Raw genomic sequence first — 26,777 nt, forward strand, 5'->3', positions numbered from 1 at the left:
GGCGGACGCCCGTGCGGTGCGGGAGACGCTGCCCCCCGCACCCCACTTCAGCTGTCGCCGTTCTCCAGGTGCGTCGGGGCGAACATCCGCAGCAGCGACGGGAGTACGACGACCGAGGGCCCCGGCTCCGACAGGGCCCTCGCCAGGTCCTCGCGCAGGGCGTCGGGGGTCGTGCGGGTCGCCGGGACGCCGAAGGACTCGGCCAGGGCCACGAAGTCCGGGCGGGAGAGTTCCGTGCCGGTGCTCTCGCCGAAGGCGTCCGTCATGTACTCGCGGAGGATGCCGTAGCCCCCGTCGTCGACGATCAGCCAGGTGACCGGCAGGTTGTACTGGCGGGCCGTCGCGAGCTCGGCGATCGAGTACATCGCGCCGCCGTCGCCGGAGACCGCGAGGACCGGCTTCGTGCGGTCGGCCGCCGAGGCGCCGAGCGCCGCCGGGAAGCCGTAGCCGAGGCCGCCCGCGCCCTGCGCGGAGTGCAGCGCGCCCGGCCACGCGGACCAGGCCCAGTAGGCCAGGATCGTCATGTCCCAGAAGCTGGGCGAGGTGGCGGGCAGGGCGTCCCGCACCGAGGCGAGGACGCGCTGCTCCAGGTCCAGGCCCTGGGACGCGATACGGGCCCGTACGGCGGTGAGGACGGTGCGTACCCGCTCGGCCGCCGTCGGGTCCGCGCGCTCGGGGACGGTCTCCAGGAGCGCGGAGAGCGCCAGTCGCGCGTCGGCGTGGATGCCGAGCGCCGGGTAGTTCGACTCCAGCTTGCCGAGGTCCGCCTCGATCTGGACGACCCGGCCGCGCGGGCGGAACGTGCCGTAGTTCGAGGACAGTTCACCGAGGCCCGAGCCGACCACGAGCAGGACGTCGGCGTCCTCCAGGAGGTCGGTGGTGTGCCGGTCCTCCATCCAGGACTGGAGCGACAGCGGGTGCTCCCAGGGGAAGGCGCCCTTGCCGCCGAAGGTCGTGACGACCGGCGTGTTCAGCCGCTCGGCGAGCGCGAGCAGCTTGCCGGCCGCGTCGGAGCGTACGACTCCGCCGCCCGCGATGATCGCCGGACGGGACGCGGTGGACAGCAAGTGGGCTGCCAGCGCGGTCAGTTCGGGGCGCGGGGGCAGCTCACGCGGGGTCGCGTCCATGGCCGTGACGACCGGCAGCATCGTCTCAGCGAGGAGTACGTCCTGCGGGATCTCGATCCACACCGGGCCGTGCGGGGCGGCCAGGGCCGACTCCCACGCCTCGGCTATGGCGGACGGGATCTGCGAGGCGGAGCGCACCGTGTGCACGGACTTCACGATGTCGCGGAACGACGCCTTCTGGTCGCGGAGTTCATGCAGATAGCCGTGCCGGCCGCCGCCGAGTCCCGCGGTGGGGATCTGGCTGCTGATCGCGAGGACGGGGGCGGAGGCAGCCGCCGCCTCCTGGAGCGCGGCCAGCGAGGTGAGCGCGCCGGGCCCGGTGGACAGGAGCAGTGGCGCGGCCTCGCCGGTGACGCGGCCGTAGGCGTCGGCGGCGAAGCCCGCGTTGTTCTCGACGCGCAGTCCGATGTACGTCAGCGAGGAGCGGCGCAGCGCGTCGAACATGCCGAGCGCGTGCTGTCCCGGCAGCCCGAAGACGGTGGTCGCGCCGAGGCCTTGCAGCGTCTCGATGACGAGGTCGCCGCCGTTGCGGCCGGGGGGCCGGTTGAGCGCCGCGGTGGTCTGCGCCTCGGTGGGGCGCAGCACCAGGTCGTGGTCGTGGGTCACTTCGACGCCCTCGCCGCCGAGATCTGACGGGACATGATCGTGGTCAGCTCGTACGCCGTGTGGGAGGCGGCGACGGAGGTGATCTCGGCGTGGTCGTAGGCCGGGGCGACCTCGACGACGTCCGCGGAGACCAGGTTGCAGTCGGAGAGGCCACGGATGATCTCAAGGAGCTCGCGCGAGGTCAGGCCGCCGGCCTCCGGGGTGCCGGTGCCGGGGGCGTGCGCCGGGTCCAGGACGTCGATGTCGATGGAGATGTAGAGCGGGCGGTCGCCGATGCGCTGGCGCAGCTGGTCGGCGACCTCGTCGACGCCGCGTCGCATGACGTCGGCCGAAGTGACGATGCCGAAGCCCATCTTGGCGTCGTCGTCCAGGTCCTTCTTGCCGTACAGCGGGCCGCGCGTGCCGACGTGGCTGAGCGCCTCGGTGTCGAGGATGCCCTCCTCGACGGCCCGGCGGAACGGGGTGCCGTGCGTGTACTCGGCGCCGAAGTACGTGTCCCAGGTGTCCAGATGCGCGTCGAAGTGCAGCAGCGCGACCGGGCCGTGCTTCTTGGCGACCGAGCGCAGCAGGGGCAGCGCGATGGTGTGGTCACCGCCGAGGGTCATCATGCGGGCGCCGCTGCCTAGCAGGTCGTCGGCGGCGGCCTCGATGGTGTCGACGGCCTCGTTGATGTTGAACGGGTTCGCGGCGATGTCACCGGCGTCGGCGACCTGCGCGAGTGCGAACGGCGAGGCGTCCTGCGCCGGGTTGTACGGGCGCAGGAGACGCGATGCCTCGCGGATGGCGTTGCCGCCGAAGCGGGCTCCGGGCCGGTAGGAGACCCCGGAGTCGAAGGGCACTCCGACCACGGCGACGTCGGTCCTGCCGCCGACCTCGTCGAGGCGGGGCAGCCGGGCGAACGTCGCGGGTCCTGCGTACCGCGGGATGCGGGACGAGTCGACGGGGCCGCGCGGCTGCTGCTCGTTGCTGCTCATGTGAAATTCCTTTTTTTGCGCTTCGTTGCGTTTTGAGACTCTAAAGGGTGGTGGCGGCCTCGGGTACCGGTTCCGCGCCCCGGCCCGCCAGCCGCTCCCGCCAGGCCGCGAGCACCGCCGTGCCGGTCGGCGGAGTGGCCAGGCTGACGACGACGTACGTCGCGAGCGACAGCAGCAGCCCGTAGTGGATGGGCTCGTTGGTGAGGATGCCGTAGACCGACATCAGGCCGACGACCGCGATTCCGCCGACGGTCACCGAGGCCAGCGCCTTCCCGCCGTAGCGCAGGTCGAGCATCTCGGAGACGGTGTGGACCTTCAGGCGGGCGATGCGCGCCGAGAAGAACACGGAGAGCGCGAGCAGCCCGAGGCCGATGACGAAGACCATCCAGGCGCCGGAGAGGCCGTGCTTGTAGCCGAGGCCGACGCCACCGATGGTGGAGGCGCCGCCGAGGACGATGGCGGCCATCGTCCCGGAGTACATGGTGGGGCCGAGGCGGCGGCCCGCGGCCAGGAACTCGCTCCTGGACTTGGCGCGGCGCATGCCCCACCAGCCCATCACGAGCATGCCTGCGAGATAGACGACGATCACCGCATAGTCGACAGCCATGGGCTTTCCTCCGCTTCGTGCACTTCGGGGACCGGGGTGAGAGTGCGGGGAGTACGGGGAGTACGGGGAGTACGGAGCGCGGCGGCTGCTGGGGATGTGTGGGGGGCAGGGGCCACGGCCCATTCTCCGTGCGGTTTGACCCTAGGTGACCGAGAAGCGACGCTGAAGTGTACGTTTCATCCACTCTCAGCACCTCATATGGATGGACCATCCACCATGCCGGATCAGACCCCGCCGACCCCGCCCACCCCGCCCATCACCCTCGCGGCGCTGCTCGCCCGCGAGGAACTGGGGCTGCGCCTGGTGGCAGGACCGGTGACCACCTCCACCGGCGCGGACACGGCGATCCACGCGGACACGGCGATCCACTGGGTGCACACCTCCGAGATGGCCGATCCGTATCCCTATCTGCTGGGCGGCGAGCTGCTGCTGACGGCGGGCGTCCTGCTCGGCGACGCGGACCACTACGTGTCCCGCGTCGTGGCGGCGGGCGCGGCGGCGCTCGGCTTTGGCGTGGCGCCGGTGTACGACACGGTGCCCGACGCGCTGGCCGAGGCGTGCGAGCGGTACGGTCTTCCGCTCGTCGAGGTCCCGCCGCAGACGCCGTTCACGGCGGTCGCCCGCGCGGTGTGGCGCCTGATGGCCCAGGCCCGCCACCACGAGCTGCGCCGGGTGTCGCAGGCCCAGCAGGGCCTGGCCACGGCGGCGGCCAGGCCCGACCCGGTCCCGGCGGTGCTGCACCAGCTGGCGACCCGGCTCGGCAGCAGCGGCAGCGGCAGCGGCAGCGGCAGCGGCTGGACGGTACTGCTCGGCCCGGACGGCACGGAGATCGCCTCGGCGGGCGGCACCCCGACGCCGGAAGTGCGCGGGGCCCTGAATCGACTGGCGCATGTGGTCAACCCCTCGCTGCGGGGTGCGGTGGGGGGCGGGGCCACTGGGGGCGGTAGCGCGGGAGGCGGGGGCGCGAGTGGCGGGGGCGGCGCGCGATCCGGGGGCGCGGGCGGGGGCGAGGGCGCCCTGCCGCAGCGGCCCGCGCCCTCCTCCGCCACGGACGCCGTCGGGGACACCCACCTCGCCGCGTACGCCCTCGCCGGCGGCCAGGATCTCGTCCTCGGTGTGGCTGCCGACCGGCGTGAAGGCGGGGACCACACCATCGCCGGGGTCGCCGCAGTCCTGCTTTCGCTGCTGACCACGCCACACCAGGGCGCCGCCGAGGCCGGCCGGACCACCGCGCTGGTGCGACTGCTGCTCGGGGCGGACCCCACCGACGTGGCTCCGCTGCTCGGCGCGGGTGACTGGACCGTGGTGCACGCCCGCCCCACCGACGGAGGCAGCCACGACCACCTGTCCGCCGCCGCCCTGGGCGCCGCGCTCGGCAGCGCCCTGTTCGCCCCGGACGCGAACGGCGCCGTACAGATCCTGCTCACCGGGGACCGCGACATCGCCCCGCAGCCCGGCTGGACCCTGGGCGTCGGCCCACCCGTACCGCCGCATAACCTGCCCGCCGCCGCCACCCGCGCGGCCCAGGCCGCACGCCGGGCCGCGGCGACCCACCTCGACCTGGTGCGCGACCGCGGGGAGGCGGGCACCGGGCTCACCTCACTGGTCGCGCCCGACGAGGCCCGCGCCCACGCGCGCGTGCGGCTCGCCCCGATCTCCGCGTCCCCCGCGCTGACCGGGACCCTGCGCACCTGGCTCTCGCTGCACGGCAGCTGGGACCGTACGGCCGTCGCACTGAACGTCCACCGCAATACGGTCCGCCAGCGCATCGCCCGCTGCGCGGCCCTGCTCGGCGCCGATCTGGACGACGCGGACGTACGCATGGACCTCTGGTTCGCGCTGCGCTGGCTGGAAGAGCCGGGCAAGGTGTGACGCACGGCGTACGGCTTTGATCTGGACAGCCTCTGTGACCCATGGGTAACTTAAGCTGAGCAAGCGCTTAGCCGCGTCGACCGAAGCCAAAGGGAGGGCGTCCCGTGCGCCGTACTGTGTACAACGAGGACCACGAGGCGTTCCGGGACACCATCCGGGCCTTCATCGAGGCCGAGGTCGTTCCGGTCTACGACGAGTGGTTCGCGGCGGGCCAGGCGCCCCGCGACTTCTACTACAAGCTCGGTGAGCTTGGCGTCTTCGGCATCGAGGTGCCGGAGGAGTTCGGTGGCGCGGGCCTGGAGACCTTCAAGTTCGAGGCCGTCATGGCCGAGGAGACCGCCCGCGCGGGCGTCAGCTTCGGTGGCTCCGGCGTGCACGTACTGCTCTGCCTCCCGTACCTCAAGGCGTACGCGACCGACGAGCAGAAGAAGCGCTGGCTTCCCGACTTCGTCTCCGGCGCCTCGATGTACGCCATCGCCATGACCGAGCCCGGCACCGGCTCCGACCTGGCCGGCATGAAGACCACCGCCAAGCTCTCCGAGGACGGCACGCACTACGTCCTCAACGGCGCCAAGACCTTCATCACCGGTGGCGTCCACGCCGACCGCGTGATCGTCTGCGCCCGCACCGCCGCGCCCACCGCCGAGGACCGCCGCCACGGCATCTCGCTGTTCGTGGTGGACACCAAGGCCGAGGGCTACGCGGTCGGCCGCAAGCTCGACAAGCTGGGCCTGAAGGTCTCCGACACCGCCGAGCTGTCCTTCTCCGACGTCAAGGTCCCGGTCGACGACCTGCTCGGCGAGGAGAACAAGGGCTTCTACTACCTCGGCCAGAACCTGCCGCAGGAGCGCCTGGGCATCGCCGTCGGCGCGTACGCGCAGGCCAAGGCCGCGATCCGGTTCGCCCAGCAGTACGTGCAGGAGCGCACCGTCTTCGGCAAGCCGGTCGCCGCGTTCCAGAACACGAAGTTCGAACTGGCCGCCTGCAAGGCCGAGGTGGACGCCGCCGAGGCGGTCGTCGACCGCGCGGTCGAGGCCATCGACGCCGGTGAGTTGACGGCGGCCGAGGCCGCGTCCGCGAAGCTGTTCTGCACCGAGGTCGCGCACCGCGTGATCGACAAGTGCCTTCAGCTGCACGGCGGCTACGGCTTCATGAACGAGTACCCGATCGCCCGCCTGTACGCGGACAACCGGGTCAACCGCATCTACGGCGGCACCAGCGAGGTCATGAAGATGATCATTGCCAAGGACATGGGCCTGTAGACCGGTAGATCAGCAGCCCTTCCTCCGACCCGCAGAACCGTCTTCCACCTGTAGAGCTGTAGAACTGCCTTCATGAATCCGGCACTTCACTCCCTCCTCGATCTGCTCGACCTTGAGCAGATCGAGGAGGACATCTTCCGGGGCGTGAGCCGCTCGGCCATCGTGCCCCGCGTCTTCGGCGGCCAGGTCGCGGCCCAGGCCCTGGTCGCGGCCGGCCGCACCGTCCCCCAGGACCGCACGGCGCACTCCCTGCACGCGTACTTCCTGCGCGCGGGCGATCCTGGAGCACCGATCGTCTATACGGTCGACCGCATCCGGGACGGCCGCTCCTTCACCACGCGCCGCGTCGTCGCCGTCCAGCACGGGCAGCCGATCTTCCACCTCTCCGCGTCCTTCCAGACGTACGAGGAGGGCCTGGAGCACCAGGCGGACATGCCGCCCGCACCGGACCCCGAGACGCTGCCCACCGCCGCCGAGATGCTGCCGCGCTACGCGGACGCCTTCCGTGACCCGGGGGTCGTGGACCGCCTGATCGAGGCCCGCGCGGCCGTGGACCTGCGGTACGTCGACGCACCGCCGTGGGGCAGCGTCGGGCAGCCGCGCGAACCGCGCTCGCAGGTGTGGTTCCGTACGAACGGCAAACTGGCCGACGACCCGCTGCTCCACCTCTGCCTGGCCACGTACGTCTCCGACATGACCCTGCTCGACTCGGTGCTGCTCGCACACGGCCGCGGCGGCTGGGCGACCGGTGATGTCGTCGGTGCCTCGCTCGACCACGCGATGTGGTTCCACCGGCCCTTCCGGGCGGACGAATGGCTGCTGTACGACCAGGAGTCGCCGTCGGCGTCGGGCGGGAGGGGGCTCGGCCAGGCCCGGATCTACACGCGGGACGGGCAGCTGGCGGTCACCGTCATCCAGGAAGGTGTGGTGCGCGTACCGCGCTAGTCCGGGACGGGGCCCAGGGCGACATGGTTCGCGTCTGTCCCTGATCGGACATACGGTCCAAGACATGACCGAACCGGGCGAGCAGGGCCCACCCGTCCCTCAGGGTGAAAGCACCACCACCGTGATCGTCGCGGCGGTCGCGAACCTCGGTATCGCCATCGCGAAGGCGGTCGCCGGTGTCGTCAGCGGCTCCAGCGCGATGCTCTCCGAGGCGGCCCACTCGGTCGCCGACACCGTCACCGAGCTGATGCTGCTCACCGCGCTCAAGCGCAGCGAGAAACCCGCCGACGAGGACCATCCGCTCGGCTACGGCCCGGAGCGCTACATCTGGGCGATGCTCGCCTCCGTCGCCACGTTCGTCGGCGGCGCGGTCTTCGCCATCTACGACGGCGTCCACACCCTCGTCCACGGCGAGGAGCTTGGCGACCCGCTCATCTCGTACATCGTGCTCGCGGTCGCCTTCCTCCTGGAGGGCTATTCGCTGCGCACGGGCGTCAAGCAGGTCCGCGGCGAGGCGGCCCGCTTCGGCACCCCGGTCGGCCACTACCTGCGCTTCACCCCCGACACGGCGGTCAAGGCCGTCGTGATGGAGGACTCGGCGGCGCTGGTGGGGCTGCTGCTCGCTGCGGGCGGCCTGCTCGGCGGCCAACTCACCGGCTCGGGCGTGTGGGACGGCCTCGCATCGATCCTGATCGGCCTGCTGCTCGTATACGTCGCCTGGGTCCTCGGCCGCAGCAACGCCCAGTTGCTGATCGGCCGCGCGCTGCCGAGGGAGATGCGCGAGATCGTACGGTCGGAGCTCCTGTCCGTGCCGCACATCATCGGCGTACTGGAGCTGACGACACTCGTCCAGGGTCCGCACGAGGTACTGATCGCCGCGAAGATCGACTTCCGGGACGTGTCGAGCGCCGAGCAGATCGAGTGGGCCTGCGAGGAGGCGGAGCAGCAGCTGCGCGAACGCTTCCCCGCGATCCGCCGCGTCTATCTGGACCCGACGCCGGGCGCCGGTCAGAGCAGACCGGCCGCGTCCAGCAGGTAGGCCGTCATCGGGTCGTAGTAGCGCGGGTCGGTGACATGGTCGTCGAGCGGAATGGTGACCTGCAGCGTCCCCTCCGACTCGGCGAGGAAGAGCGCCGGGTCGTTGGAATCGGCGTACCCCATGGCATCCAGCCCACGCTGCCCCGCGCAGCCCGCCCATCCGTGGTCGGCGACGACGAGGTCGGGCAGCGCACGACCCTCGTGCTCCATCCCGTCGAGAATGGCCCGCATCGGCTCCGGCGAATGGGTGTGCCACAACGTCGCGCCGCGCTCCAGCACCGCGACATTGGCGAACTGGAACACCATGCCCTCGTCCGCGGTGAGCCCACCCGGGATCTGCACGATCTCGCAGCCGGCGGCACGCAAGGCCTCGGCGGTCTGCCGGTGCACGTCGAGTAGCCCACCGGGATGCCCGGTCGCGAACAGCACCCGCTCCTTGCCCGCCGCGGCCTTGCGCAACCTGGCCGCCATCCGCTCCAGGCCGTCGACGGTCAGCTCGGGATCAATGGTGTCCTGCCCGGCACGGTGCCCGGGATCGTCACTGACCCCGCAGCGCTCGGCCATCACGGCAAGAACGTCCTGCTCGTCCGTCCACCGGTCACCGAGTTCCAGCCCGAGCCAGTAGTGACGGTCGCCGTTGGCGAGCTTGCGGTAGTGGGAGAGGTTGTTGTCGCGCGGGGTTGCGACATCTCCGGCGATCCGGGTACGGACAAGATGGTCGACAAGGTCGACGCGGCTGGGTATCGGCATGAGCCCATTGTGCCGCGCGGTACGCGGAGCATGCCTGCTGTCTTGGGAGGTGGACGGGCGGGGAATCGCCCGGGTCACCGGGCCTGTGGCCACACGAGCCGTTCGCCACCACCCCCGAGGCGCGCGCTGCTCGTGAGGCGGGCGAACCAAGGGAAGCGGCCGAGGCCATGGCACCGATGGGTGTCACTCTCCCCGCTGAGGACGTACACGCGTTCATCTCCGGGCCGGCCATCGTCGTTGACGCGATCGCGCTCACTGTCGCCCGATGGAGGAGGAGAAAGCCGTAGTCCTGGTGCTGATGAGGGTGCGCGCGGACGCCGCGAAGAAGCTGATCTCGCACATCTCCGTCGGGACACACGTCCCGGGTTGATCACGGCGATGTAGCGGACATTGGGACTGTCCGCTACATCGGGTCAGCAGCCATCTTTACTCGCCATGGGATAGATCGGAAGAGCTCAGTACCGGTCATAGCGGTGTTCACGACGCGAGAATGTCGTCGTTGGAGTCGAACTCATGCTCATCAGGGGGAAATTCGTCGAAGTAAATCGTGTCGGCTTCCCCGGTGAGAACGGAGAGGAGGAAGTGTGCGCAGGGGTGGGGGTGGTATTCCCATTCCGGGCCTCGGCCCTCGTTGAACAGAGTGGTCCACTCCTCCGGCTTCTGCCCCGGCCGGCGGAGCCAGTACAGCATGGCGCCGCTGCCCTCGATATAGGCCCAGGGCAGCACCTCGGCCCCGTCGCCTCCCAGCAGTTGCGGGGGTTTGGGCTCATTTTCCCACAAGTTGGCCAGGATCTTCGCGCATTCCCTGGCCTGGTCGAGGAGGTTGTAGCCCTGGTCAGGGCATTCGGGGTCGAGGAGCCAGATGGTCTCGTCGAAGACTCCGCCTCCGTAGGTCTCGACGAGTTCCTTGTAGTCCTGCGGCAGGGCGGTGCCGAGCTGCTGCTCTACGGCGGCCCAGTCCCGTGAGCGGCGGGGGCTGGTAGGAGGAACGAGCACGGTAAGGCGTTCAACGGCGGGGTGCATCTGGATTGGCGTCCTTTCTCTGTGGTGTTACGCGGGCTTGGGGACGTTCAGGATAGTGAGGGTGTTGACGCTCTCGCCGCCTTCGTAGGGGGTGAAGGAGAAGCCCTTGTTTCCTCTGGCCTCCAGCGTGAGCGCGAGGGGGACGACATCGCTCGGGTCGTTGGTCCGGTAGATGGGTGTGACTTTGTAGTCGATGGTCTCACCAGTCCTGTCGACCGCCCTTCTGATCTGGTCTTCGATATGCTTCATGACCGGCGTGTTGGCATTTCGGTGCATGGTGACGAAGTTACGTAGGTCCTTGTTGGAGCCGCCGATCTGGGCACCCAGCAGGTGGGTTTTGTGGAGTTCCTTGTACTTCTGGTATCCGGGGATCATCTTGGGGGGTCTCGTTACCCCTCCCGTCATGTCTGCTTCGATCCGGGCGCTCATGCCGGTGGCACGTCCGCCCGGGCCGGGAGCGCCGTACTGAACGCGGCCACCCCAGGTGACGTCGGCCTCGTCGCAGGGTGAGAGCCCCAGCGGGTCCGCCTGAGTGTGCGGGTTGTCGACGTAGGCGGCGGGGTTCGGCGCCGGGTCGATTCCCAGCGGGTCCAGCGTGAGGTAGCGGCCCGTCTCCGGGTCGTAGTGGCGGAAGTAGTTGTGATGCAGGCCTGTTTCCGGGTCGTAGTACTGGCCCGGGAAGCGCAGAGGGGTGTAGGCGGTGGCGTCATGGTTCCACGCGGTGGCGCCCCAGAGGGTGCTTCGGGCGCGCCAGGCGATGGTGCCGTCTTCGTCGACGAGCTCGGTGGGAGTGCCGATCTGGTCGCTGACGATGGCGAAGAACCGCTGGTCGATGACCTGTTGTGGCGCCTGGACCAGGGACTTCGTCTCCGTCTGGGAAAGCGGCGCGAGCCCGTCGTGGTCCCAGGTGAGGGTGATCAGTTCGGGCGATTCGGTGACCTGGGTTGTCTGTTCGGTGAGGGTGCTGCCGTCCCAGGTGAAGCGGGTCTGCTCGGCGATGCTTCCGTCGGCGGCGAGCCGCTGTTTGGCGATGCGGCGCCCGAGTGGGTCGTACACATAGCGCCACTGGGTGCCGTCCGGGGTGGTGGCGGAGGTGAGGCGGTCCTCGGCATCCCACGTGTAGCGCCAGATGTCTGGCTTGCGCGACAGGCGCCGCTTGCGCCGCAGGATGGTGCGCCCTGCTGCGTCGTATTCAAAGTGGGTATTTCCGGCGCTCGTCAGGTGGGTGCCCCGGTAGGCGCGCGGGCCTTGGGACTGGTCTCCGGGGTGCTGATCCGGCCATGACGCGTGGGTCTGGTTGCCCGCGTCGTCGTAGGCGTAGGTCTCGGTCCAGTTCGCCGCGTTGACTCTGGTGACGCGCCCGGCCTGGTCGAGGGTGAAGGTGCGCCGGCCGGTGTCCTGGTCGCTGGTCGCGGTCAGATGGCCGTCCTCGCGGTGCGTGAATGTCCGCTGGATCTGCGGTCGGGTACGGCCGGCCACGGTGAGGGTCTGGCCGGCGACATGGCCCTGCCCGTCCCAGGCGAACGCGAGGGAGAAGCGATCGCCCAGACTTCGCTGGATCTCGCGGCCTGCCGCGTCATGCTGGAGGGAGAAGACGCGGCCCGCCACGGTGAGGTCTTCGTAGCTGCCGACGCTGTCGTAGGAGTAGGCCGTCGTGACGCCGGCGGGCGTGGTACGGCCGGTGCGGCGCCCCGCAGCGTCGCAGGAGGTGGCAAGCGTGTGGCCGTCGATCAACTGGGCAACGACGCGGCCGACGGCGTCATACTGGAACTCCAGGGAGCAGTCAGGGCTGATGGCTCTCAGCAGGCGGCCACACAGGTCGTTCTCGAAGGCGGTGACCTGGCTGTCGATGGTCTTCTCGACCATCTGACCGATCGAGTCGTAGCGGTAGGTGATGATCTGCCCGGCGGAGTTGGTGTTCCGGGTGAGCCGTCCGTTGGCGTCGTACTCGTAGGCCCTGGTGTGGTCGTCGAAGTCGGTCTCCTCGACGAGCTGCCCGGCGGGGTCAAAGCGGTAGGCCCACGTCAGGCCCTGCGGGTTGGTGACGGCTGTCAGCCGTAGCTCGGCGTCGTAGGCGAAGGTATGGCGTGTCCCGTCCGGGCCGGTCTGGGCCGTCAGCAGATCGAAGTGGCTGTAGTCGGAGCGGAGCGTCCCGCCGAGCGGATCGGTGTGCAGGACGCAGTTGCCCTCGCCGTCGAATGCCCACGTTTCCCTCGCGCCATCGGGACCTGTGCGCGACAAGAGCTGGCCCTCGACCGACCATGTCAGGCGGGTCAACCCGCCCCCAGGGCCGGCGGTCGCCACGACGCGCCCGAAAGCGTCGTACTCGTGGTGGCTCACAGCGCCCGAGGCGACGGTGACGGTTACGGGCAGTCCGGCCTCGTTGCAGACGGCCTCTACACGCCCACCGAGCGGGTCGGTGACGGCCTGGACCGTGCCGCAGGCGCCGATGGTGTAGCGCGTCGTCTCCCCGCTGGGGTCGGTCAGGGCGGTGCAGTTGCCCACCTCGTCGTAGGCGTACTGCCACGAAGTGCCGTCGGGTAGCTCCACCGTCGTGGCGAGGTTGAGGTTGTTGTAGGTGAAGCGGGTGGTGCCGCCATCGGGCCGGGTCGCCTTCAGGGGCATGCCCAGATCGTTGCTTTCGAGCCTCGTCGTGTGCCCGAGCTGGTCCGTTGAGGCGATCACGTGCTGGTGGGCGTCGTAGTTCGTGATGACGGTGTCGCCCACCGGGTCGATCTCGGCAATGATCAGACAGACATCGTTGATGACGTAACGGAACGTGGCGCCTGCGGCGCTGGTGACCTCGGTGACGCGACAGTCGGGCCAAGCCGGATGGGCGCTGTCGTAGGTGAAGGTGTTCGCCATATGCCCGGCCTCGCCGCCCTGGGCGATGCAGCGGTCCTGGTCGTCATAGCTGTAGTCGTAGCGACTGTGGTTGGTGTCTTGCCAGGACGTGATGCGCAGGTTTTCGTCGTAGATCAACCGGAGTGGCAGACCGGATGAATTGGTGACGGCGGTGAGGTTACCGTCGGTGTAGCCGTACTGCTTAATGGTGGCGTCGGAGCCGTCTTCGGAGCCCCTCGCGAGCTTGAGATGGGTCAGTCGACCGTCGTTTACAGTGATCTTGAGGTGGTATCCGCCGCTGTGGCGGATACCGAGCGGGGTGCCCTCGGGATCGTAGTCGAAGTCGACCGTGTTGCCGTTGCGGTCAGATATTCGCTCGAGGAGCGCCAGTCCGCCGGCGGGCGGAGCGAACCGGCGGCTGTGTCCGGTGAGGGGGTCGTCGATCCGGTATCCGCCGTCGTCCAGGTAGGACAGCGCCCAGCAGGGCCCAGCCTCAGGCAGAACTCGGGCATCGGGCGACTCGGGGTGAGGATACGCAAGCAGCATGCCGTCTTCGGTGACGAAGACGACGCCTTCTTCATCGATTTCGAGGCGTTGGTCGATGGTCGATGACCAACTGGGGCCGAACCAAAAGCCGGTGCGGTAATCGGAGGCGGCACGTCGGCTGAAGGTCAGCGGGAGGGTTCCGGGCAGAGTGATATCGGTCTGGGCGAGGAACATCTGCCCCGTTGCCGCGTCAACGGGGTCGCCGCAGCCCTTGATCTTGGTCTTGAACCGGTTGTACGCGCCCCTCGCGCCGTCGGCGATCGACCCGCGCGCGGACTTGGTCAGACCGAGCACGGACTTGCCCATGGCCTTCATGCCGCCGCGCGCCACCGCGAGACCGCCCTTGAGGCCCTTGGCGAGTCCGCCGAGGGTGGTCAGCCCCTTCATCCCCGGGATGCAGTCCAGCGCGGCGAACGCCACATCCCACAGGGATGCTTCGCCCTTGCGGTACTTGTTGAGTGTGTCCGCGAGGACCACGAGAGCCGCGGCGAGGACGATCAGCGCGATCGGCCCGCCGATGATCATCGCGACGATGCCCAGGACCGCGACGACGACCTTGCAGACGGCGACGATGGTGTCCCAGTTGTCGGTGACCCAGTCCCCGACCTCCTCCCACCACTTCCGGTTCTGAATCCCCGCGTCGGAAGCCTCGTCGAGCTTGTCCTTCGTCTCCTTGGCGGCGTCCTCACGCATCTTGCGGGCATCGGCGGCCATCTTCTTCGCCGCGTCCAACGCACTGTTCGCCGACGACACATCCGACTTCGCCGCACCCTGGGCGCTCTTCGCGGACTGCGCGTTACGGGTGGCCGCCCGCACCTTGTCCTCATCAGGCTTCGGCGTGCCCTTCTTCTCCTTGTCCTTCTGGAAGTCCTCGGACTCCTTCGTCGCCCGCCCCACCCACGAATCGGCGTCCGTCAACCGGGTGGTCGCCGACTTCAAGTCCGCCTGCGCCGCACGCCCGTTCACCAGAGCCTTGTCCGCCAACGCCTGCGCCCGCTCCAGCTTCGGCCAGTACGCCGCCAACGCGTCCCCGGCCATCCCGTAGGACTTCTCCAACTTCCTCAGATGCTTCGGAACATCCTCGAACTCATCCTGGAACGCCTCCGCGGACTTCCCCGCCCACTTCAGGACCGCTTCCTCACTGGCCATCCCCTTGACCAGCCGCAACGCATCCGACACATCATCAGCAAAATCCTGCAACTCCCGCGACAGGGACTTCACCCGCAGCGGATCACCCGGCGCCGGATCCGACTCCAGATCCAACACATGCCAATCACCCGGCCGATTCGCCGCCATCACGCATCCCCCGTCACACCCGAACCACAACCACCAGCAACCGCACGTATGAGCGAAGTTACTAGGTCCGGGTTCGCGGCGCGAAGAGCGCCCCACTTCTCAGAGCGGGAGATCAGATCGCCGCGCCGAAGGGGCGGGTGCACGAAGCCGCACATCCGATCCCATAGCCAATGCGAGCGATCAGACACAGGATCTCCACGCCATGCCCTCAGATGCGCCCAAGTGTCCTGGGCCACACGCGCTCTGTCCGCTTTCGCCCGCATCGATCCACAAGACAAGTCAGTTCGCTCTGGCGAAACCACGGACCCCATGGATAACGTCGTTTCTCTTGACTGATCCGTTGTCTCAACCCGGAGTTGCCTGTGAAGCGCCGTACCTTGCCCGCTGCTGCCGCGTTCGCCGCAACCGCAGCACTCTTGCTGACGGCCTGTGGCAACGGCGACGAGAAGCCAGAAGCCGACGGCAAGATCGCGGGCGCGGAACAGGGCGACAAGACGTCGGCCTCGCCCAGCGCCACACCATCGGACGCCGCCGGTCGTCCCAAGATCGAGCTTCCTGCGGACATCAAGTACATCTTTGACTGGTCCAGAACAGGCGATAAGAACAAGGACACTGTTCTGAACGACGGCGAACAGTTCATCAAGGCCACGGACATGGCCATCGCCGAGCAGGACCCGCAGCACCAGGCCTACTCCTTCTACTCCGAAGGAGAGATTTCAGCGACCACGCAGACATACGTCCAAGCACACGTGGACAGAAAGATCCGGACCACGGGGACTTATCGCTTCTACGATGCCACCGTGTCCCTCAACAAGGACAGCACTGCCTCTCTCATTTACTGCGAGGACCAGAGCAAGGCATTCGGAAAGAGCATCAAGACTGGAAAGATCGACAAAACTCCCGTCACAGAGAAGAGCTATGTCCTTTACAACACCACATTGAGGAAAAATAGGCAGGACATCTGGGTCACCACGAAGATGTTCATGCAAAGGGGGAACACGAAGTGCCAGCCCTGATTCTCAAGAAAATAGCCGCAGTCGCTCTCGTCGCCAGCACGAGTTTTTCACTTACCCCATCCCTTGCGATGGCTGACGACCCCCTGAACCAGTCGCCCCCAACGCCGACAAACAATCCCTCAGCCGATGTCGACGGCCGAGAACTCTCGGTCAAAGCTGGCGGCGTTGTCTACGACCGCTCCAAGAACGGCAAGGGAACCAACGCGGGTCCCGTCGCCGCCGCCGGTAACTGGACGCCGCCTGCGTGCTGGTACGCCCCGAAGTACAGCCCCGATCAGCTCAAGAAGACCGTGGAGCCTATCTGGGCAGCCGAATCCACCGGCTACGAGTGGGAGGCCACCCAGCGAAAGCGCTACGTGGAAGGCGTCCCCTACAAGGATTTCAACGCCGAGAAGACCGGCAAGGGTTACTGGTGGGACTCCTACGTCAACATGGCCCGCATCGGTGAACCCGGCGCGCTCGCCTGCAACAAGCCCTACTTCTGGGTCGACACCGGCGAGCCGCCGCCCGCCGACGTTCCCGAGGCCATCACCCCGGAAATACTCGCCCAGCTCGCCTATGCCGAAGTCCGCGTACCCGACACCGAGATCGCACTCGCGCCCGCAGCCAACACCAAGGTCAACCTGCCCACTTGGGCGTGGCTCGACAAAGCCGAGTTCAAGCCCGTCTCCGTCACCGCGTCGGTCCCCGTCCTGAACCTCGAAGCCACCGCCACAGCCACCCCGCATTCCCTCCGGATCGAGCCCGGCACCAAGGACGCCGTGCTTCACCCCGCCTCCGGCGAGTGCCCCATTAACGGTGACGGGTCCATCGGGACGCCGTTCGCCAAGGGCTCCGCCAACGAGACCCCGCCCTGCGGGCTCACCTACCTCCGCGCCTCCGGCGACGGCGCGTACAAGCTCCAGGCCACCATCACCTGGAAGATCACCTGGGGCGGCACCGGAGACCCAGGACCGAACAACCTCCCCGACGGCACCTTCGGCACCACCCAGGACATCACCGTCCAGGAAATCCAGGCCATCAACCGCTGAGCCGCACGCGAAGCTACGCGCCCACCGCAGTGAACGCCCCGTGCGCCAAGCGGCGCAGCAGCGCTTCCATCGTCGCGCGGCCCGGCAGGCCGTTGCCGTACGAGCTCAGGTGCGGGGTCGAGTTGAGCAGGCCGAACACCGCGTGCACCGCCGAGCGCGCCTCGGTCTCCGGCGTGGCCGGGTTCAGCTCCCGTACGACGGTGACCCACAGCTCGACGTACTGGCGCTGCAGCTGCCGCACCCGCTTGCGGTCGCTCTCGCGCAGGCGGTCCAACTCGCGGTCGTGCAGGGTGATCAGCGGGCGGTCGTCGAGGGCGAAGTCGATGTGGCCGTCGATGAGCGAGGCCAGGACGGCTTCGGGGCCCACGGCCGCCGCCGCGACGCGCAGTTTGCCGCCGTCGAGCAGCCGCTCACTGATGCCCACGAGCAGCTCGGCGAGCATCGCGTCCTTGCCCGCGAAGTGGCGGTAGAGACCGGGGCCGCTGATACCGACCGCGGCGCCTATCTCGTCGACGCCCACACCGTGGAAGCCGCGCTCGGCGAAGAGGCGGGCGGCCTCCCTGAGGATCTGCTCGCGGCGGGTCGGGGCCGCGACGCGGGCGGCGGCATTGGTACTCATGGGGTCATTCTAGACCGAGTGGTTAGCGGTCGTTAACCTCTGGGACCCCCCCCAGGGCCGACCTGCCACCGTCAGCGCTCGCAGCAGCCACTCCACCGGGCCCAGCCGGTGCCGCCGCATCAGCCTCGCGCTGAGGGCCGGCTGTGCGGCGTACAGGACCAGCGCCCCGCACAGCACCGCCGCCGTGCCCACCCTGCCGTACAGGCCGAGGCCGTAGCCGGTGAAGACCGGTGCCATGACGAGCGACTGGGTGAGGTAGTCCATGAGGGCCATGCGGCCGGCGGGCGCCAGGAGGGCGACCGCGCGGGCGCCGCGCGGGGTGCGGAGCCACAGCAGCAGGGCGCTCGCGTACGCGGCGGTCAGGGCGGGCGCCGTGACCGTGCCGACGGCGAGTGCGAACAGCTCCCCTTACGACAAGGGTCATCCCGGAGAACGAAATCCGCAGCAGAATCCACAACCGATTCCGCCATCGCAACCGCAGCGGAATCCGCCGGAAGATTCACCCTGGACAGAGCTGTTAGCGCTCGTTAACCTGAAGGGGCGTTAACGCTCACTAACATCACTTCGGCCGGGCACACCCGACCGGGCAAGGGGGCTCGACGAGATGCGGCAGGCACCGGTGCTTTCCAGCACCGCCGATCCGGCGACCGAGGCATGGCGGGCCAATGAGGCGGCCCATCGGAAGCTGGTGGACGAGCTGCGCGGGCGGCTGTCCGCGGCCTGGCTCGGCGGCGGTGAGAAGGCACGCGCCCGGCACACCGCCCGCGGCAAGCTGCTGCCCCGCGACCGGGTGGACACGCTGCTCGACCCAGGATCGCCCTTCCTGGAGCTGGCCCCGCTGGCCGCCGAGGGGATGTACGGCGGGGCGGCCCCGGCCGCCGGTGTGATCGCCGGGATCGGGCGGGTCAGCGGCCGCGAGTGCGTCATCGTCGCCAACGACGCCACCGTCAAGGGCGGTACGTACTACCCGATGACGGTCAAAAAGCATCTGCGGGCCCAGGAGGTGGCGTTGGAGAACCGGCTGCCGTGCCTGTACCTGGTGGACTCCGGCGGCGCCTTCCTGCCCATGCAGGATGAGGTCTTCCCGGACCGTGAGCACTTCGGGCGGATCTTCTACAACCAGGCCCGGATGTCCGGCGCGGGCATCCCGCAGATCGCCGCGGTGCTCGGGTCCTGCACGGCGGGCGGGGCGTACGTCCCCGCGATGAGCGACGAGGCCGTGATCGTGCGGAATCAGGGCACGATCTTCCTCGGCGGCCCGCCGCTGGTGAAGGCCGCGACCGGCGAGGTCGTCACCGCGGAGGAACTGGGCGGCGGCGAGGTGCACTCCCGGACCTCCGGCGTCACCGACCACCTCGCGGAGGACGACGCACACGCCCTGCGCATCGTGCGCAACATCGTCGCGACGCTGCCGAAGCGCGGTCCGCTGCCGTGGTCGGTCGAGTCCGTCGAAGAGCCCAAGGTCGATCCGGCCGGGCTGTACGGCGCGGTGCCGGTGGACTCCCGCACCCCGTACGACGTGCGGGAAGTCATCGCCAGGACGGTCGACGGCTCACGGTTCCAGGAGTTCAAGGCGGAGTACGGGCAGACCCTGGTCACCGGATTCGCCCGGATCCACGGCCACCCGGTCGGCATCATCGGCAACAACGGCATCCTGTTCTCCGAATCCGCCCAGAAGGGCGCGCACTTCATCGAGCTGTGCGACCAGCGCGGCATCCCTCTCGTCTTCCTGCAGAACATCTCCGGCTTCATGGTCGGCCGGGACTACGAGGCGGGTGGCATCGCCAAGCACGGCGCCAAGATGGTGACGGCGGTGGCTTGCACACGCGTGCCGAAGCTGACGGTCGTCGTCGGCGGTTCCTACGGCGCGGGGAACTACTCGATGTGCGGCCGGGCGTACTCACCGCGCTTCCTCTGGATGTGGCCCAACGCGAAGATCTCGGTGATGGGCGGCGAGCAGGCCGCGTCCGTGCTGGCCACCGTCAAGCGCGACCAGATCGAGGGGCGCGGCGAGGAATGGCCTGGGGAGGCCGAGGAGGCCTTCAAGGACCCGGTCCGCGAGCAGTACGAGACCCAGGGGAACGCCTATTACGCGACAGCGCGGCTGTGGGACGACGGGGTGATCGACCCGTTGGAGACCCGGCAGGTGCTGGGTCTGGCCCTGACGGCGTGCGCCAACGCCCCCCTGAATGAGTCCGCTTTCGGCATCTTCCGGATGTGAGTGACCGATGACCATGTTCGACACAGTGCTGGTCGCCAATCGTGGCGAGATCGCGGTTCGCGTCATCCGTACGCTGCGCGAGCTCGGCGTGCGCTCAGTGGCCGTCTTCAGCGACGCGGACGCAGACGCCCGGCATGTCCGGGAGGCGGACACGGCGGTACGGATCGGTCCCGCGGCCGCGTCCGAGAGCTATCTGTCGGCGGACCGGCTGCTGGCCGCGGCTGCCCTCAGCGGCGCCCAGGCCGTCCACCCGGGCTACGGCTTCCTCGCCGAGAACGCTGCCTTCGCGCAGGCCTGTGCGGACGCCGGGCTCGCCTTCATCGGCCCGCCGCCCTCCGCCATCTCCCTCATGGGCGACAAGATCCGCGCCAAGGAGACGGTGCGGGCGGCAGGTGTGCCGGTGGTGCCGGGTTCTTCGGGCAGCGGCCTGACCGACGACCAACTGGCCACCGCGGCACGTGAGATCGGCATGCCCGTGCTGCTGAAGCCCTCGGCGGGCGGCGGCGGCAAGGGCATGCGTCTGACCCGCGTCGAGTCCGCGCTGGCCGAGGAGATCGCGGCGGCGAGACGAGAGGCGCGGGCGTCCTTCGGGGACGACACGCTGCTGGTGGAGCGGTGGATCGACCGCCCCAGGCACATCGAGATCCAGGTCCTCGCCGACGGCCACGGCAATGTGATCCACCTCGGTGAGCGCGAATGCTCGCTGCAGCGCAGGCACCAGAAGGTGGTGGAGGAGGCCCCCTCGGTCTTCCTCGACGAGGCCACCCGTGCGTCGATGGGCGAGGCGGCGGTCCAGGCCGCGCGCAGTTGCGGCTACCGGGGCGCGGGCACGGTGGAGTTCATCGTGCCGGGGACCGACCCCTCCTCGTACTTCTTCATGGAGATGAACACCCGCCTCCAGGTCGAACACCCGGTGACGGAGCTGATCACCGGCATCGACCTCGTCGAGTGGCAGCTGCGCGTCGCGGCCGGCGAGGAACTGCCCTTCGCCCAGAAGGACATCACGCTCACCGGCCACGCCATCGAGGCCCGCATCTGCGCGGAAGACCCGTCCCGGGGCTTCCTCCCGTCCGGCGGCACGGTGCTTTCCCTGCACGAGCCGCAGGGCGACGGCGTACGGACGGACTCGGGCCTCGCCGAAGGCACCGAGATCGGCAGCCTCTACGACCCGATGCTGTCGAAGGTCATCGCGTACGGCGCCGACCGTGCGACCGCGCTGCGCAAGCTGCGGGCGGCGCTGGCGGACACCGTCACCCTCGGCGTCCCGACCAACGCGGGCTTCTTGCGCCGTCTGCTGGCCCACCCCGACGTCGTCACCGGCGACCTGGACACGGGCCTGGTGGAGCGCGACGTGGACAGCCTGATCCCGGACGGCGTACCGCCCGAGGTGTACGAAGCGGCTTCCGCCGTACGGGACTTCGGCCTGCGGCAGATGGCCCGGGAGGACGCCGGTGGCTGGACCGACCCCTTCGACGTACCGAGCGGCTGGCGGCTCGGCGGCACACCCGCGCCCGTCAGGCACTGGCTGCGCGTGGCCGGATTCGACCCCGTCGAGCACCGGACGGCGGCCGGCAGCAACGCCCAGGTGTCCGAGCGCCGGGTGACCGTCACGGTGGGCGGCGTCGTGCACACCTTCCGGCGGGCGGGCAGCTGGCTGGGCCGGGACGGGGACAGTTGGAACGTCGTGGACCACGACCCGGTGGAGGCCACGCTCAGCGGCGCCGCGCGGGGCGGCGCCGACACGCTGGCCGCGCCGATGCCGGGGACCGTGACCGTGGTGAAGGTCGCCGTCGGGGACCGGGTCGAGGCCGGGCAGAGCCTGCTCGTCGTCGAGGCGATGAAGATGGAGCACGTCATCTCGGCCCCGCACGCCGGCACGGTCACCGAGCTCGATGTGCGGCCCGGCTCCACGGTCGCCATGGATCAGGTCCTGGCGGTGGTCGCCCCGGCAGAATCGGCGGAATCGGCAGGAACGGCGGAATCAGGGGCCTCGAAGGCATCTGCCAGGCCTGGCACCCCAGCGGCCGAACCGGGCGAACCGGGCGAAGCGACCGCCTCGGGCACCCCGGCCACGTCGGCCGAAGCGACCGCCGCACCCACCGTCGCAGCGGCCGTCGCAGCCCCCGTCGTACCGACCGAGGAGGAGAAATGACGCTGCCCATGGTCGTCCCGGTGGACGACCTGCCGCCCCGGGTCCGTATTCACGAGGTGGGCCCGCGCGACGGGCTGCAGAACGAGAAGACGGTCGTGCCCACCGACGTGAAGGCCGAGTTCATCCACCGGCTCGCAGCAGCCGGACTCACCACCGTCGAGGCGACCAGCTTCGTGCACCCCAAGTGGGTGCCCCAACTCGCCGACGCCGAGCAGCTGTTCCCGATGCTGGCCGGCCTCGACATCGAGCTCCCCGTGCTCGTACCGAACGAACGCGGCCTGGACCGCGCCCTCGCCCTGGGCGCGCGCCGCATCGCCGTGTTCGGCAGTGCGACCGAGACCTTCGCGAGCCGCAATCTCAACCGGACCGTGGACGAGTCGCTCGCCATGTTCGAGCCGGTCGTCGCGCGGGCCCGCGCGGACAAGGTCCAGGTCCGCGGCTATCTCTCCATGTGCTTCGGCGACCCGTGGGAGGGCCCGGTCCCGGTCCCCCAGGTGGTCAGGGTCGCGAAGGCCCTCGTAGACCTCGGCTGCGACGAGCTGAGCCTGGGCGACACGATCGGTGTGGCCACCCCCGGCCACGTCCGGGCCCTGCTCGCCGCCCTCAACGAGGCGGGCGTGCCCACCACCGCCATCGGGGTCCACTTCCACGACACCTACGGGCAGGCCCTCTCCAACACCCTCGCCGCCCTCCAGCACGGCGTCAGCACCGTGGACGCGTCGGCGGGCGGCCTCGGCGGCTGCCCGTACGCGAAGAGCGCTACCGGGAACCTCGCCACCGAAGACCTCGTATGGATGCTCCAGGGCCTCGGTGTCGAAACCGGGGTCGATCTCGGCCTGCTCACCGCCACCAGCGTGTGGATGGCCGAACGGCTGGGCCGCCCCAGCCCCTCCCGCACTGTCCGCGCCCTCTCCCCCAAGGAGTAAGCAGCAATGCCGCTCGACCACCGGCTCTCCGCCGAGCACGAGGAACTCCGCCGCACCGTGGAGGCGTTCGCGCACGATGTCGTCGCCCCCAAGATCGGCGACCTCTACGAACGCCATGAATTCCCGTACGAGATCGTCCAAGAGATGGGCCGGATGGGCCTGTTCGGGCTGCCCTTCCCCGAGGAGTACGGCGGCATGGGCGGCGACTATCTCGCCCTGGGCATCGCTCTCGAAGAGCTGGCCCGCGTCGACTCGTCGGTGGCGATCACCCTCGAAGCGGGCGTCTCGCTCGGCGCGATGCCGGTGTTCCGCTTCGGCACGGAGGAGCAGAAGCGCGAGTGGCTCCCCCGCATGTGCTCCGGCGAAATGCTGGGCGCGTTCGGGCTGACCGAGCCGGACTGCGGATCGGACGCGGGAGGCACCAGGACGACCGCGGTGCGCGACGGCGACGAGTGGGTGATCAACGGCTCCAAGTGCTTCATCACCAACTCGGGCACCGACATCACCGGCCTGGTCACGGTCACCGCGGTCACCGGCCGCAAGCCCGACGGCAAGCCCCTCATCTCCGCGATCATCGTCCCGTCCGGCACCCCGGGCTTCACGGTCGCCGCGCCGTACTCGAAGGTCGGGTGGAACGCGTCGGACACCCGCGAGCTGTCCTTCTCCGACGTGCGGGTCCCCGCCGCGAACCTGCTCGGCGAAGAGGGCCGCGGTTACGCCCAGTTCTTGCGCATCCTCGACGAGGGCCGGGTCGCCATCTCGGCACTCGCGACGGGCCTCGCGCAGGGCTGTGTGGACGAGTCGGTGTCGTACGCCAAGGAGCGGCACACCTTCGGCCGGCCCATCGGCTCGAACCAGGCCATCCAGTTCAAGATCGCCGACATGGAGATGCGCGCCCACATGGCCCGCATCGGCTGGCGCGACGCGGCGTCGCGCCTGGTCGCCGGTGAGCCCTTCAAGAAGGAAGCGGCGATCGCGAAGCTCTACTCCTCCACGATCGCCGTCGACAACGCGCGTGAGGCCACTCAGATCCACGGCGGGTACGGCTTCATGAACGAGTACCCGGTGGCCAGGATGTGGCGGGACTCCAAGATCCTGGAGATCGGCGAGGGCACGAGCGAGGTCCAGCGGATGCTGATCGCCCGCGAGTTGGGCATGACGGGCTGACGCCACGGTCGTACGGACCCGGAGCGCCGGAGCCTGGCTCGGCCCCTGGTCCGGGCGCCGCGTCCAAGCCGGGGCGGCGCCCCCTCCAGGGCCGCCTCGGGGCCGCGCCCGCGCGTCGGGCCGGGCCGAGCCCGGGCGCCAAGGCGGGGAGCCGGACGCAGCGCCGCCCGGCTCCCCGCAGCCCCGTCAGCCCACCGCCCCGGCGCCATCAAACCCCGCACCCCGCGTCTGGCACGCTCACAGCGGCGCGTCAGGCCCCCGCGGCCACGTCGGGTGCGGTCGGCGCATCTGCCGCCGCAGCCACATCGATCACCGCAGCCACATCCGGGTGGAGCACCCGCGCCAGGAAGGCCTGTGTGCGCACATGCTTCGGCCGGCCCAGGACCTCCTCCGGCGTGCCCTCCTCGACGACGCTGCCCTCGTCCATGAAGACCACCCGGTCCGCGACATCGCGCGCGAAGCCCATCTCGTGCGTGACGACCAGCATCGTCATGCCCTCGTCGGCGAGCTTGCGCATGACACCCAGCACATCGCCCACCAGCTCGGGGTCGAGTGCGCTGGTCGGCTCGTCGAAGAGCATCAGCTCGGGGCCCATCGACAGCGCCCGTGCGATGGCGACGCGCTGCTGCTGGCCGCCCGAGAGCTGTGCGGGGAAGCTCTCCTCACGGTCCGCGAGGCCGACCTTGGCAAGGTTCTCCCGCGCTACGCGGCCCGCCTCGGCCTTGTCGCGTCCGAGCACCCTGCGCTGGGCGATGGTGAGGTTCTCCAGGACGTTCAGGTGCGGGAAGAGGTTGAACTGCTGGAAGACCATGCCGATCCGGCGGCGTACCGCGTCGAGGTCGACGTCCGGGTCGGTGAGGTCGACGCCGCCGACGGTCACCGTGCCGGCGGTGGGCTCCTCCAGCAGGTTCACGCAGCGCAGCAGGGTCGACTTGCCGGATCCCGAGGGGCCGATGACGCAGACCACCTCGCCGCTCCGCACGGTGAAGTCGATGCCGCGCAGCACTTCGAGGTCGCCGAACGACTTGTGCAGGCCCTGGATCTCGATCGCCTCGGTCATGACGCGATCACCTCGCCTTTGCGTGACGGGCCTCTAGGCGCCGTACGAGATAGCCGAGCGGGATGGTGACCAGCAGATAGCACAGACCCGCTACGAAGATGGGGGTGGTGTTGGCCGTCGTACTGGCCAGGTCGCGGCCGAACTTGGTGAGTTCGCGCTGCTGGAGCGTGACTCCGAGGAAGAGCACCAGCGAGGAGTCCTTGAAGAGCAGGACCAGTTCGTTGGTGAGCGGCGGCACGATGACCCGGAAGGCCTGCGGGATCACGATCGAGCGCATCGCGGTGGCGTGCGACATGCCCAGGGTGCGGGCCGCCTCCAGCTGTCCGCGCGGGACGGCCTGGATGCCCGCCCTGATCGTCTCGGCCATGTAGGCGGCGGCGACCAGGCCGAGGGCGACGGCGACCTGTCCGTACGCGCCGCCGGGGAACGACACTCCGGGGAAGGCGAGCGGGACGCCCACGCCGACGAAGATGAAGATCAGCAGGGCGGGCAGGCCTCGGAAGAACTCGATGTACGCCATGGCGATCCAGCGGTACGGCGCCACGGACGAGAGCCGCATCAACGCGACGACGAGCCCCAGGACCAGACCCACGCCGAAGCCGGTCAGCGTGTACACCACGGTGTTGAGCAGGGCGACCGTGATGATGTCGGGGAAGAGCTCCTTGGCGACGGACGGGTCCAGGAACTGCTCCTGGAGCACGGTCCAGTCGGCCAGCGCCCCCACGACCACCACGATGACCGCGAAGACGGCGTACTGCACGCCGCGCGAGATCCGGCGGCGGCGGCGCGGTGACATCCGCTTCCGCACCGTCGGCTTCTCGGGGGTCAGGGTCGTCACTGGGCGTCGGCACCCTTCGGCATCGGGCCGATCCACTGCTCGTACAGCTTCTTGTACGTGCCGTCCGCCTTGGCCTTCTTGATGGCCTTGTCGATCAGTTCGACGAGCTTGGCGTTGCCCTCCTTGCGGACCGCGAAGCCGTACTGCTCACCGGTGTCGAGGTTGCCGACGATCTCGTACTTCGCCGCGGTGGCGGGGTCCTTGAGCCAGTTCTGCACGACCGGGTAGTCCTGCACGATGACATCGACCTGCCCGGTGCGCAGCCCGTTGAGCTCGGCGTCGGAGCTTTCGAAGGACTGCGGGTCGGCGCCGTGCTTGTGGGCGAAGTCCTCACCGGTGGTGGAGGACTGCGAACCGAGCTTCAGTTTCTGCTTGGTGATGTCCTCGACCGTCGACGCCTTGATGCCCTTGCGGGCCAGCAGGGCCTGGGTGGCCTCGAAGTAGGGCGTGGAGAAGGCGAGGTTCTGCTTGCGCTCCTCGGTGATCGTCATACCGGCCGCGGCGACGTCGCAGACGTTGGCATTGAGGTCGGCGCCGGTCTTGATCGTCTCGAAGGACTTGTCGACGATCTCCTGCTTGACGCCGAGATCCTTGGCGACCAAGTCGATCATGGACACATCGAAGCCGACGACCTTGCCGTCCCTCTCCGACTGGAAGGGCGCGTACGGGAGGTGCGTACAGGTGGTGATCTGGCCTGCCTTGACCAGTTTCGCACCCTTCACGGTGGCGCCGTCGTCGCTGCTGCTGCACGCACCGAGCGTCAGGGCCAGCGAGGCGGCGGCACACACCGTCGCGGTGCGGCGGAAGGGCAGGCGGCGGGACGGGCTCATGAATTCCCCTTGCACAGGAGGGTCGGA

At 69.3% G+C, this 26,777-nt stretch carries 19 protein-coding genes and 2 pseudogenes; 10 read left to right on the forward strand and 11 right to left on the reverse strand.

Translation table 11 applies throughout. The features are described 5' to 3' along the window. Positions 1-47 precede the first annotated feature (47 nt). From QMK30_RS04905 to QMK30_RS04915, 3 genes and pseudogenes are all read right to left on the reverse strand, one after another. A complete protein-coding gene (locus QMK30_RS04905) occupies positions 48-1,733 on the reverse strand; it encodes a thiamine pyrophosphate-binding protein (RefSeq protein ID WP_283515909.1) in 1,686 nt (561 codons plus the stop codon). After that, on the reverse strand, positions 1,730-2,707 hold the full coding sequence (speB, locus tag QMK30_RS04910) for an agmatinase (protein WP_283515910.1): 978 nt from the start codon (positions 2,705-2,707) through the stop codon (positions 1,730-1,732). Before speB ends, QMK30_RS04905 begins: the two co-directional genes overlap by 4 nt. Before the next feature lie 265 nt (positions 2,708-2,972). Then, positions 2,973-3,314: pseudogene (locus QMK30_RS04915) on the reverse strand (sodium:solute symporter family transporter); the annotation flags it as partial. A gap of 216 nt (positions 3,315-3,530) precedes the next feature. Here QMK30_RS04915 and QMK30_RS04920 point away from each other — a divergent pair. The 4 genes from QMK30_RS04920 (at position 3,531) to QMK30_RS04935 (ending at position 8,432) form a co-directional block, all read left to right on the forward strand. After that, a complete protein-coding gene (locus QMK30_RS04920; protein ID WP_283515911.1) occupies positions 3,531-5,186 on the forward strand; it encodes a PucR family transcriptional regulator in 1,656 nt (551 codons plus the stop codon). 104 nt (positions 5,187-5,290) lie between these two features. Next, positions 5,291-6,448 (forward strand): acyl-CoA dehydrogenase family protein, encoded by a 1,158-nt coding sequence (locus QMK30_RS04925; protein ID WP_283515912.1) that lies wholly within the window; start codon positions 5,291-5,293, stop codon positions 6,446-6,448. A gap of 72 nt (positions 6,449-6,520) precedes the next feature. Continuing rightward, complete coding sequence (gene tesB, locus QMK30_RS04930) at positions 6,521-7,393, forward strand: acyl-CoA thioesterase II (protein WP_283515913.1); 873 nt, start codon at positions 6,521-6,523, stop codon at positions 7,391-7,393. Between the two features lie 64 nt (positions 7,394-7,457). After that, complete coding sequence (locus tag QMK30_RS04935) at positions 7,458-8,432, forward strand: cation diffusion facilitator family transporter (protein WP_283515914.1); 975 nt, start codon at positions 7,458-7,460, stop codon at positions 8,430-8,432. Here the strand turns inward: QMK30_RS04935 and QMK30_RS04940 are convergent. From QMK30_RS04940 to QMK30_RS04950, 3 genes are all read right to left on the reverse strand, one after another. Beyond that, a complete protein-coding gene (locus QMK30_RS04940; protein ID WP_283515915.1) occupies positions 8,402-9,181 on the reverse strand; it encodes a phosphatase in 780 nt (259 codons plus the stop codon). The genes QMK30_RS04935 and QMK30_RS04940 overlap by 31 nt on opposite strands. A gap of 477 nt (positions 9,182-9,658) precedes the next feature. After that, positions 9,659-10,204 (reverse strand): SMI1/KNR4 family protein, encoded by a 546-nt coding sequence (locus QMK30_RS04945; RefSeq protein WP_283515916.1) that lies wholly within the window; start codon positions 10,202-10,204, stop codon positions 9,659-9,661. A gap of 27 nt (positions 10,205-10,231) precedes the next feature. Continuing rightward, the gene (locus QMK30_RS04950) at positions 10,232-14,890 is read right to left on the reverse strand and encodes a DUF6531 domain-containing protein (protein WP_502963073.1); all 4,659 of its coding nucleotides are present in this window, start codon (positions 14,888-14,890) and stop codon (positions 10,232-10,234) included. 362 nt (positions 14,891-15,252) lie between these two features. Between QMK30_RS04950 and QMK30_RS04955 the strand changes: the two genes are divergently transcribed. Continuing rightward, complete coding sequence (locus QMK30_RS04955) at positions 15,253-15,906, forward strand: hypothetical protein (RefSeq protein ID WP_283515918.1); 654 nt, start codon at positions 15,253-15,255, stop codon at positions 15,904-15,906. Between the two features lie 68 nt (positions 15,907-15,974). Then, positions 15,975-16,937 (forward strand): hypothetical protein, encoded by a 963-nt coding sequence (locus QMK30_RS04960; RefSeq protein WP_283515919.1) that lies wholly within the window; start codon positions 15,975-15,977, stop codon positions 16,935-16,937. A 13-nt stretch (positions 16,938-16,950) separates the two neighbouring features. Here QMK30_RS04960 and QMK30_RS04965 read toward each other — a convergent pair whose 3' ends face one another. Then, a complete protein-coding gene (locus tag QMK30_RS04965) occupies positions 16,951-17,556 on the reverse strand; it encodes an SACE_7040 family transcriptional regulator (protein ID WP_283515920.1) in 606 nt (201 codons plus the stop codon). A gap of 9 nt (positions 17,557-17,565) precedes the next feature. Next, positions 17,566-17,958, reverse strand: a complete 393-nt coding sequence (locus QMK30_RS04970) for a DUF418 domain-containing protein (RefSeq protein WP_283516104.1) — start codon at positions 17,956-17,958, stop codon at positions 17,566-17,568. Between the two features lie 202 nt (positions 17,959-18,160). Between QMK30_RS04970 and QMK30_RS04975 the strand changes: the two genes are divergently transcribed. The 4 genes and pseudogenes from QMK30_RS04975 (at position 18,161) to QMK30_RS04990 (ending at position 24,022) form a co-directional block, all read left to right on the forward strand. Further along, positions 18,161-19,777, forward strand: a complete 1,617-nt coding sequence (locus QMK30_RS04975) for a carboxyl transferase domain-containing protein (RefSeq protein ID WP_283515921.1) — start codon at positions 18,161-18,163, stop codon at positions 19,775-19,777. Positions 19,778-19,790: 13 nt separating this feature from the next. Beyond that, positions 19,791-21,779: pseudogene (locus QMK30_RS04980) on the forward strand (acetyl/propionyl/methylcrotonyl-CoA carboxylase subunit alpha); the annotation flags it as partial. Between the two features lie 146 nt (positions 21,780-21,925). Next, positions 21,926-22,855, forward strand: coding sequence for a hydroxymethylglutaryl-CoA lyase (locus tag QMK30_RS04985; protein WP_283515922.1), 930 nt, complete (start codon positions 21,926-21,928; stop codon positions 22,853-22,855). A 6-nt stretch (positions 22,856-22,861) separates the two neighbouring features. Next, positions 22,862-24,022, forward strand: coding sequence for an acyl-CoA dehydrogenase family protein (locus QMK30_RS04990; RefSeq protein ID WP_283515923.1), 1,161 nt, complete (start codon positions 22,862-22,864; stop codon positions 24,020-24,022). Between the two features lie 250 nt (positions 24,023-24,272). Here the strand turns inward: QMK30_RS04990 and QMK30_RS04995 are convergent, their stop codons facing one another. Genes QMK30_RS04995 through QMK30_RS05005 form a run of 3 tightly spaced genes read right to left on the reverse strand, consistent with a single transcriptional unit; the run spans position 24,273 to position 26,750 of the window. Then, entirely contained in the window at positions 24,273-25,082 is an 810-nt protein-coding gene (locus QMK30_RS04995) for an amino acid ABC transporter ATP-binding protein (RefSeq protein WP_283515924.1), read from the reverse strand. 7 nt (positions 25,083-25,089) lie between these two features. Next, positions 25,090-25,878 carry an amino acid ABC transporter permease gene (locus QMK30_RS05000; RefSeq protein ID WP_283516106.1) on the reverse strand — a complete coding sequence of 263 codons (789 nt, stop codon included), beginning with the start codon at positions 25,876-25,878 and terminating at the stop codon, positions 25,090-25,092. A gap of 38 nt (positions 25,879-25,916) precedes the next feature. Further along, positions 25,917-26,750 carry a transporter substrate-binding domain-containing protein gene (locus QMK30_RS05005; protein WP_283515925.1) on the reverse strand — a complete coding sequence of 278 codons (834 nt, stop codon included), beginning with the start codon at positions 26,748-26,750 and terminating at the stop codon, positions 25,917-25,919. Positions 26,751-26,777: the final 27 nt, after the last annotated feature.

The organism is Streptomyces sp. H27-C3, from assembly GCF_030063415.1.
In the GTDB taxonomy this organism is placed as follows: domain Bacteria; phylum Actinomycetota; class Actinomycetes; order Streptomycetales; family Streptomycetaceae; genus Streptomyces.

Bases quoted from the DNA above. Each gene is read 5' to 3' on its own strand.
- QMK30_RS05005 (WP_283515925.1), bottom strand. From the start codon at position 26,750: ATGAGCCCGTCCCGCCGCCTGCCCTTCCGCCGCACCGCGACGGTGTGT.
- QMK30_RS04920 (WP_283515911.1), top strand. From the start codon at position 3,531: ATGCCGGATCAGACCCCGCCGACCCCGCCCACCCCGCCCATCACCCTC.
- QMK30_RS04990 (WP_283515923.1), top strand. From the start codon at position 22,862: ATGCCGCTCGACCACCGGCTCTCCGCCGAGCACGAGGAACTCCGCCGC.
- QMK30_RS04945 (WP_283515916.1), bottom strand. From the start codon at position 10,204: ATGCACCCCGCCGTTGAACGCCTTACCGTGCTCGTTCCTCCTACCAGC.
- QMK30_RS04965 (WP_283515920.1), bottom strand. From the start codon at position 17,556: ATGAGTACCAATGCCGCCGCCCGCGTCGCGGCCCCGACCCGCCGCGAG.
- QMK30_RS04995 (WP_283515924.1), bottom strand. From the start codon at position 25,082: ATGACCGAGGCGATCGAGATCCAGGGCCTGCACAAGTCGTTCGGCGAC.
- tesB (WP_283515913.1), top strand. From the start codon at position 6,521: ATGAATCCGGCACTTCACTCCCTCCTCGATCTGCTCGACCTTGAGCAG.
- QMK30_RS04975 (WP_283515921.1), top strand. From the start codon at position 18,161: ATGCGGCAGGCACCGGTGCTTTCCAGCACCGCCGATCCGGCGACCGAG.
- QMK30_RS04960 (WP_283515919.1), top strand. From the start codon at position 15,975: ATGGCTGACGACCCCCTGAACCAGTCGCCCCCAACGCCGACAAACAAT.
- QMK30_RS04950 (WP_502963073.1), bottom strand. From the start codon at position 14,890: ATGGCGGCGAATCGGCCGGGTGATTGGCATGTGTTGGATCTGGAGTCG.
- QMK30_RS04940 (WP_283515915.1), bottom strand. From the start codon at position 9,181: ATGCCGATACCCAGCCGCGTCGACCTTGTCGACCATCTTGTCCGTACC.
- QMK30_RS04985 (WP_283515922.1), top strand. From the start codon at position 21,926: ATGACGCTGCCCATGGTCGTCCCGGTGGACGACCTGCCGCCCCGGGTC.
- QMK30_RS04935 (WP_283515914.1), top strand. From the start codon at position 7,458: ATGACCGAACCGGGCGAGCAGGGCCCACCCGTCCCTCAGGGTGAAAGC.
- QMK30_RS05000 (WP_283516106.1), bottom strand. From the start codon at position 25,878: ATGTCACCGCGCCGCCGCCGCCGGATCTCGCGCGGCGTGCAGTACGCC.
- speB (WP_283515910.1), bottom strand. From the start codon at position 2,707: ATGAGCAGCAACGAGCAGCAGCCGCGCGGCCCCGTCGACTCGTCCCGC.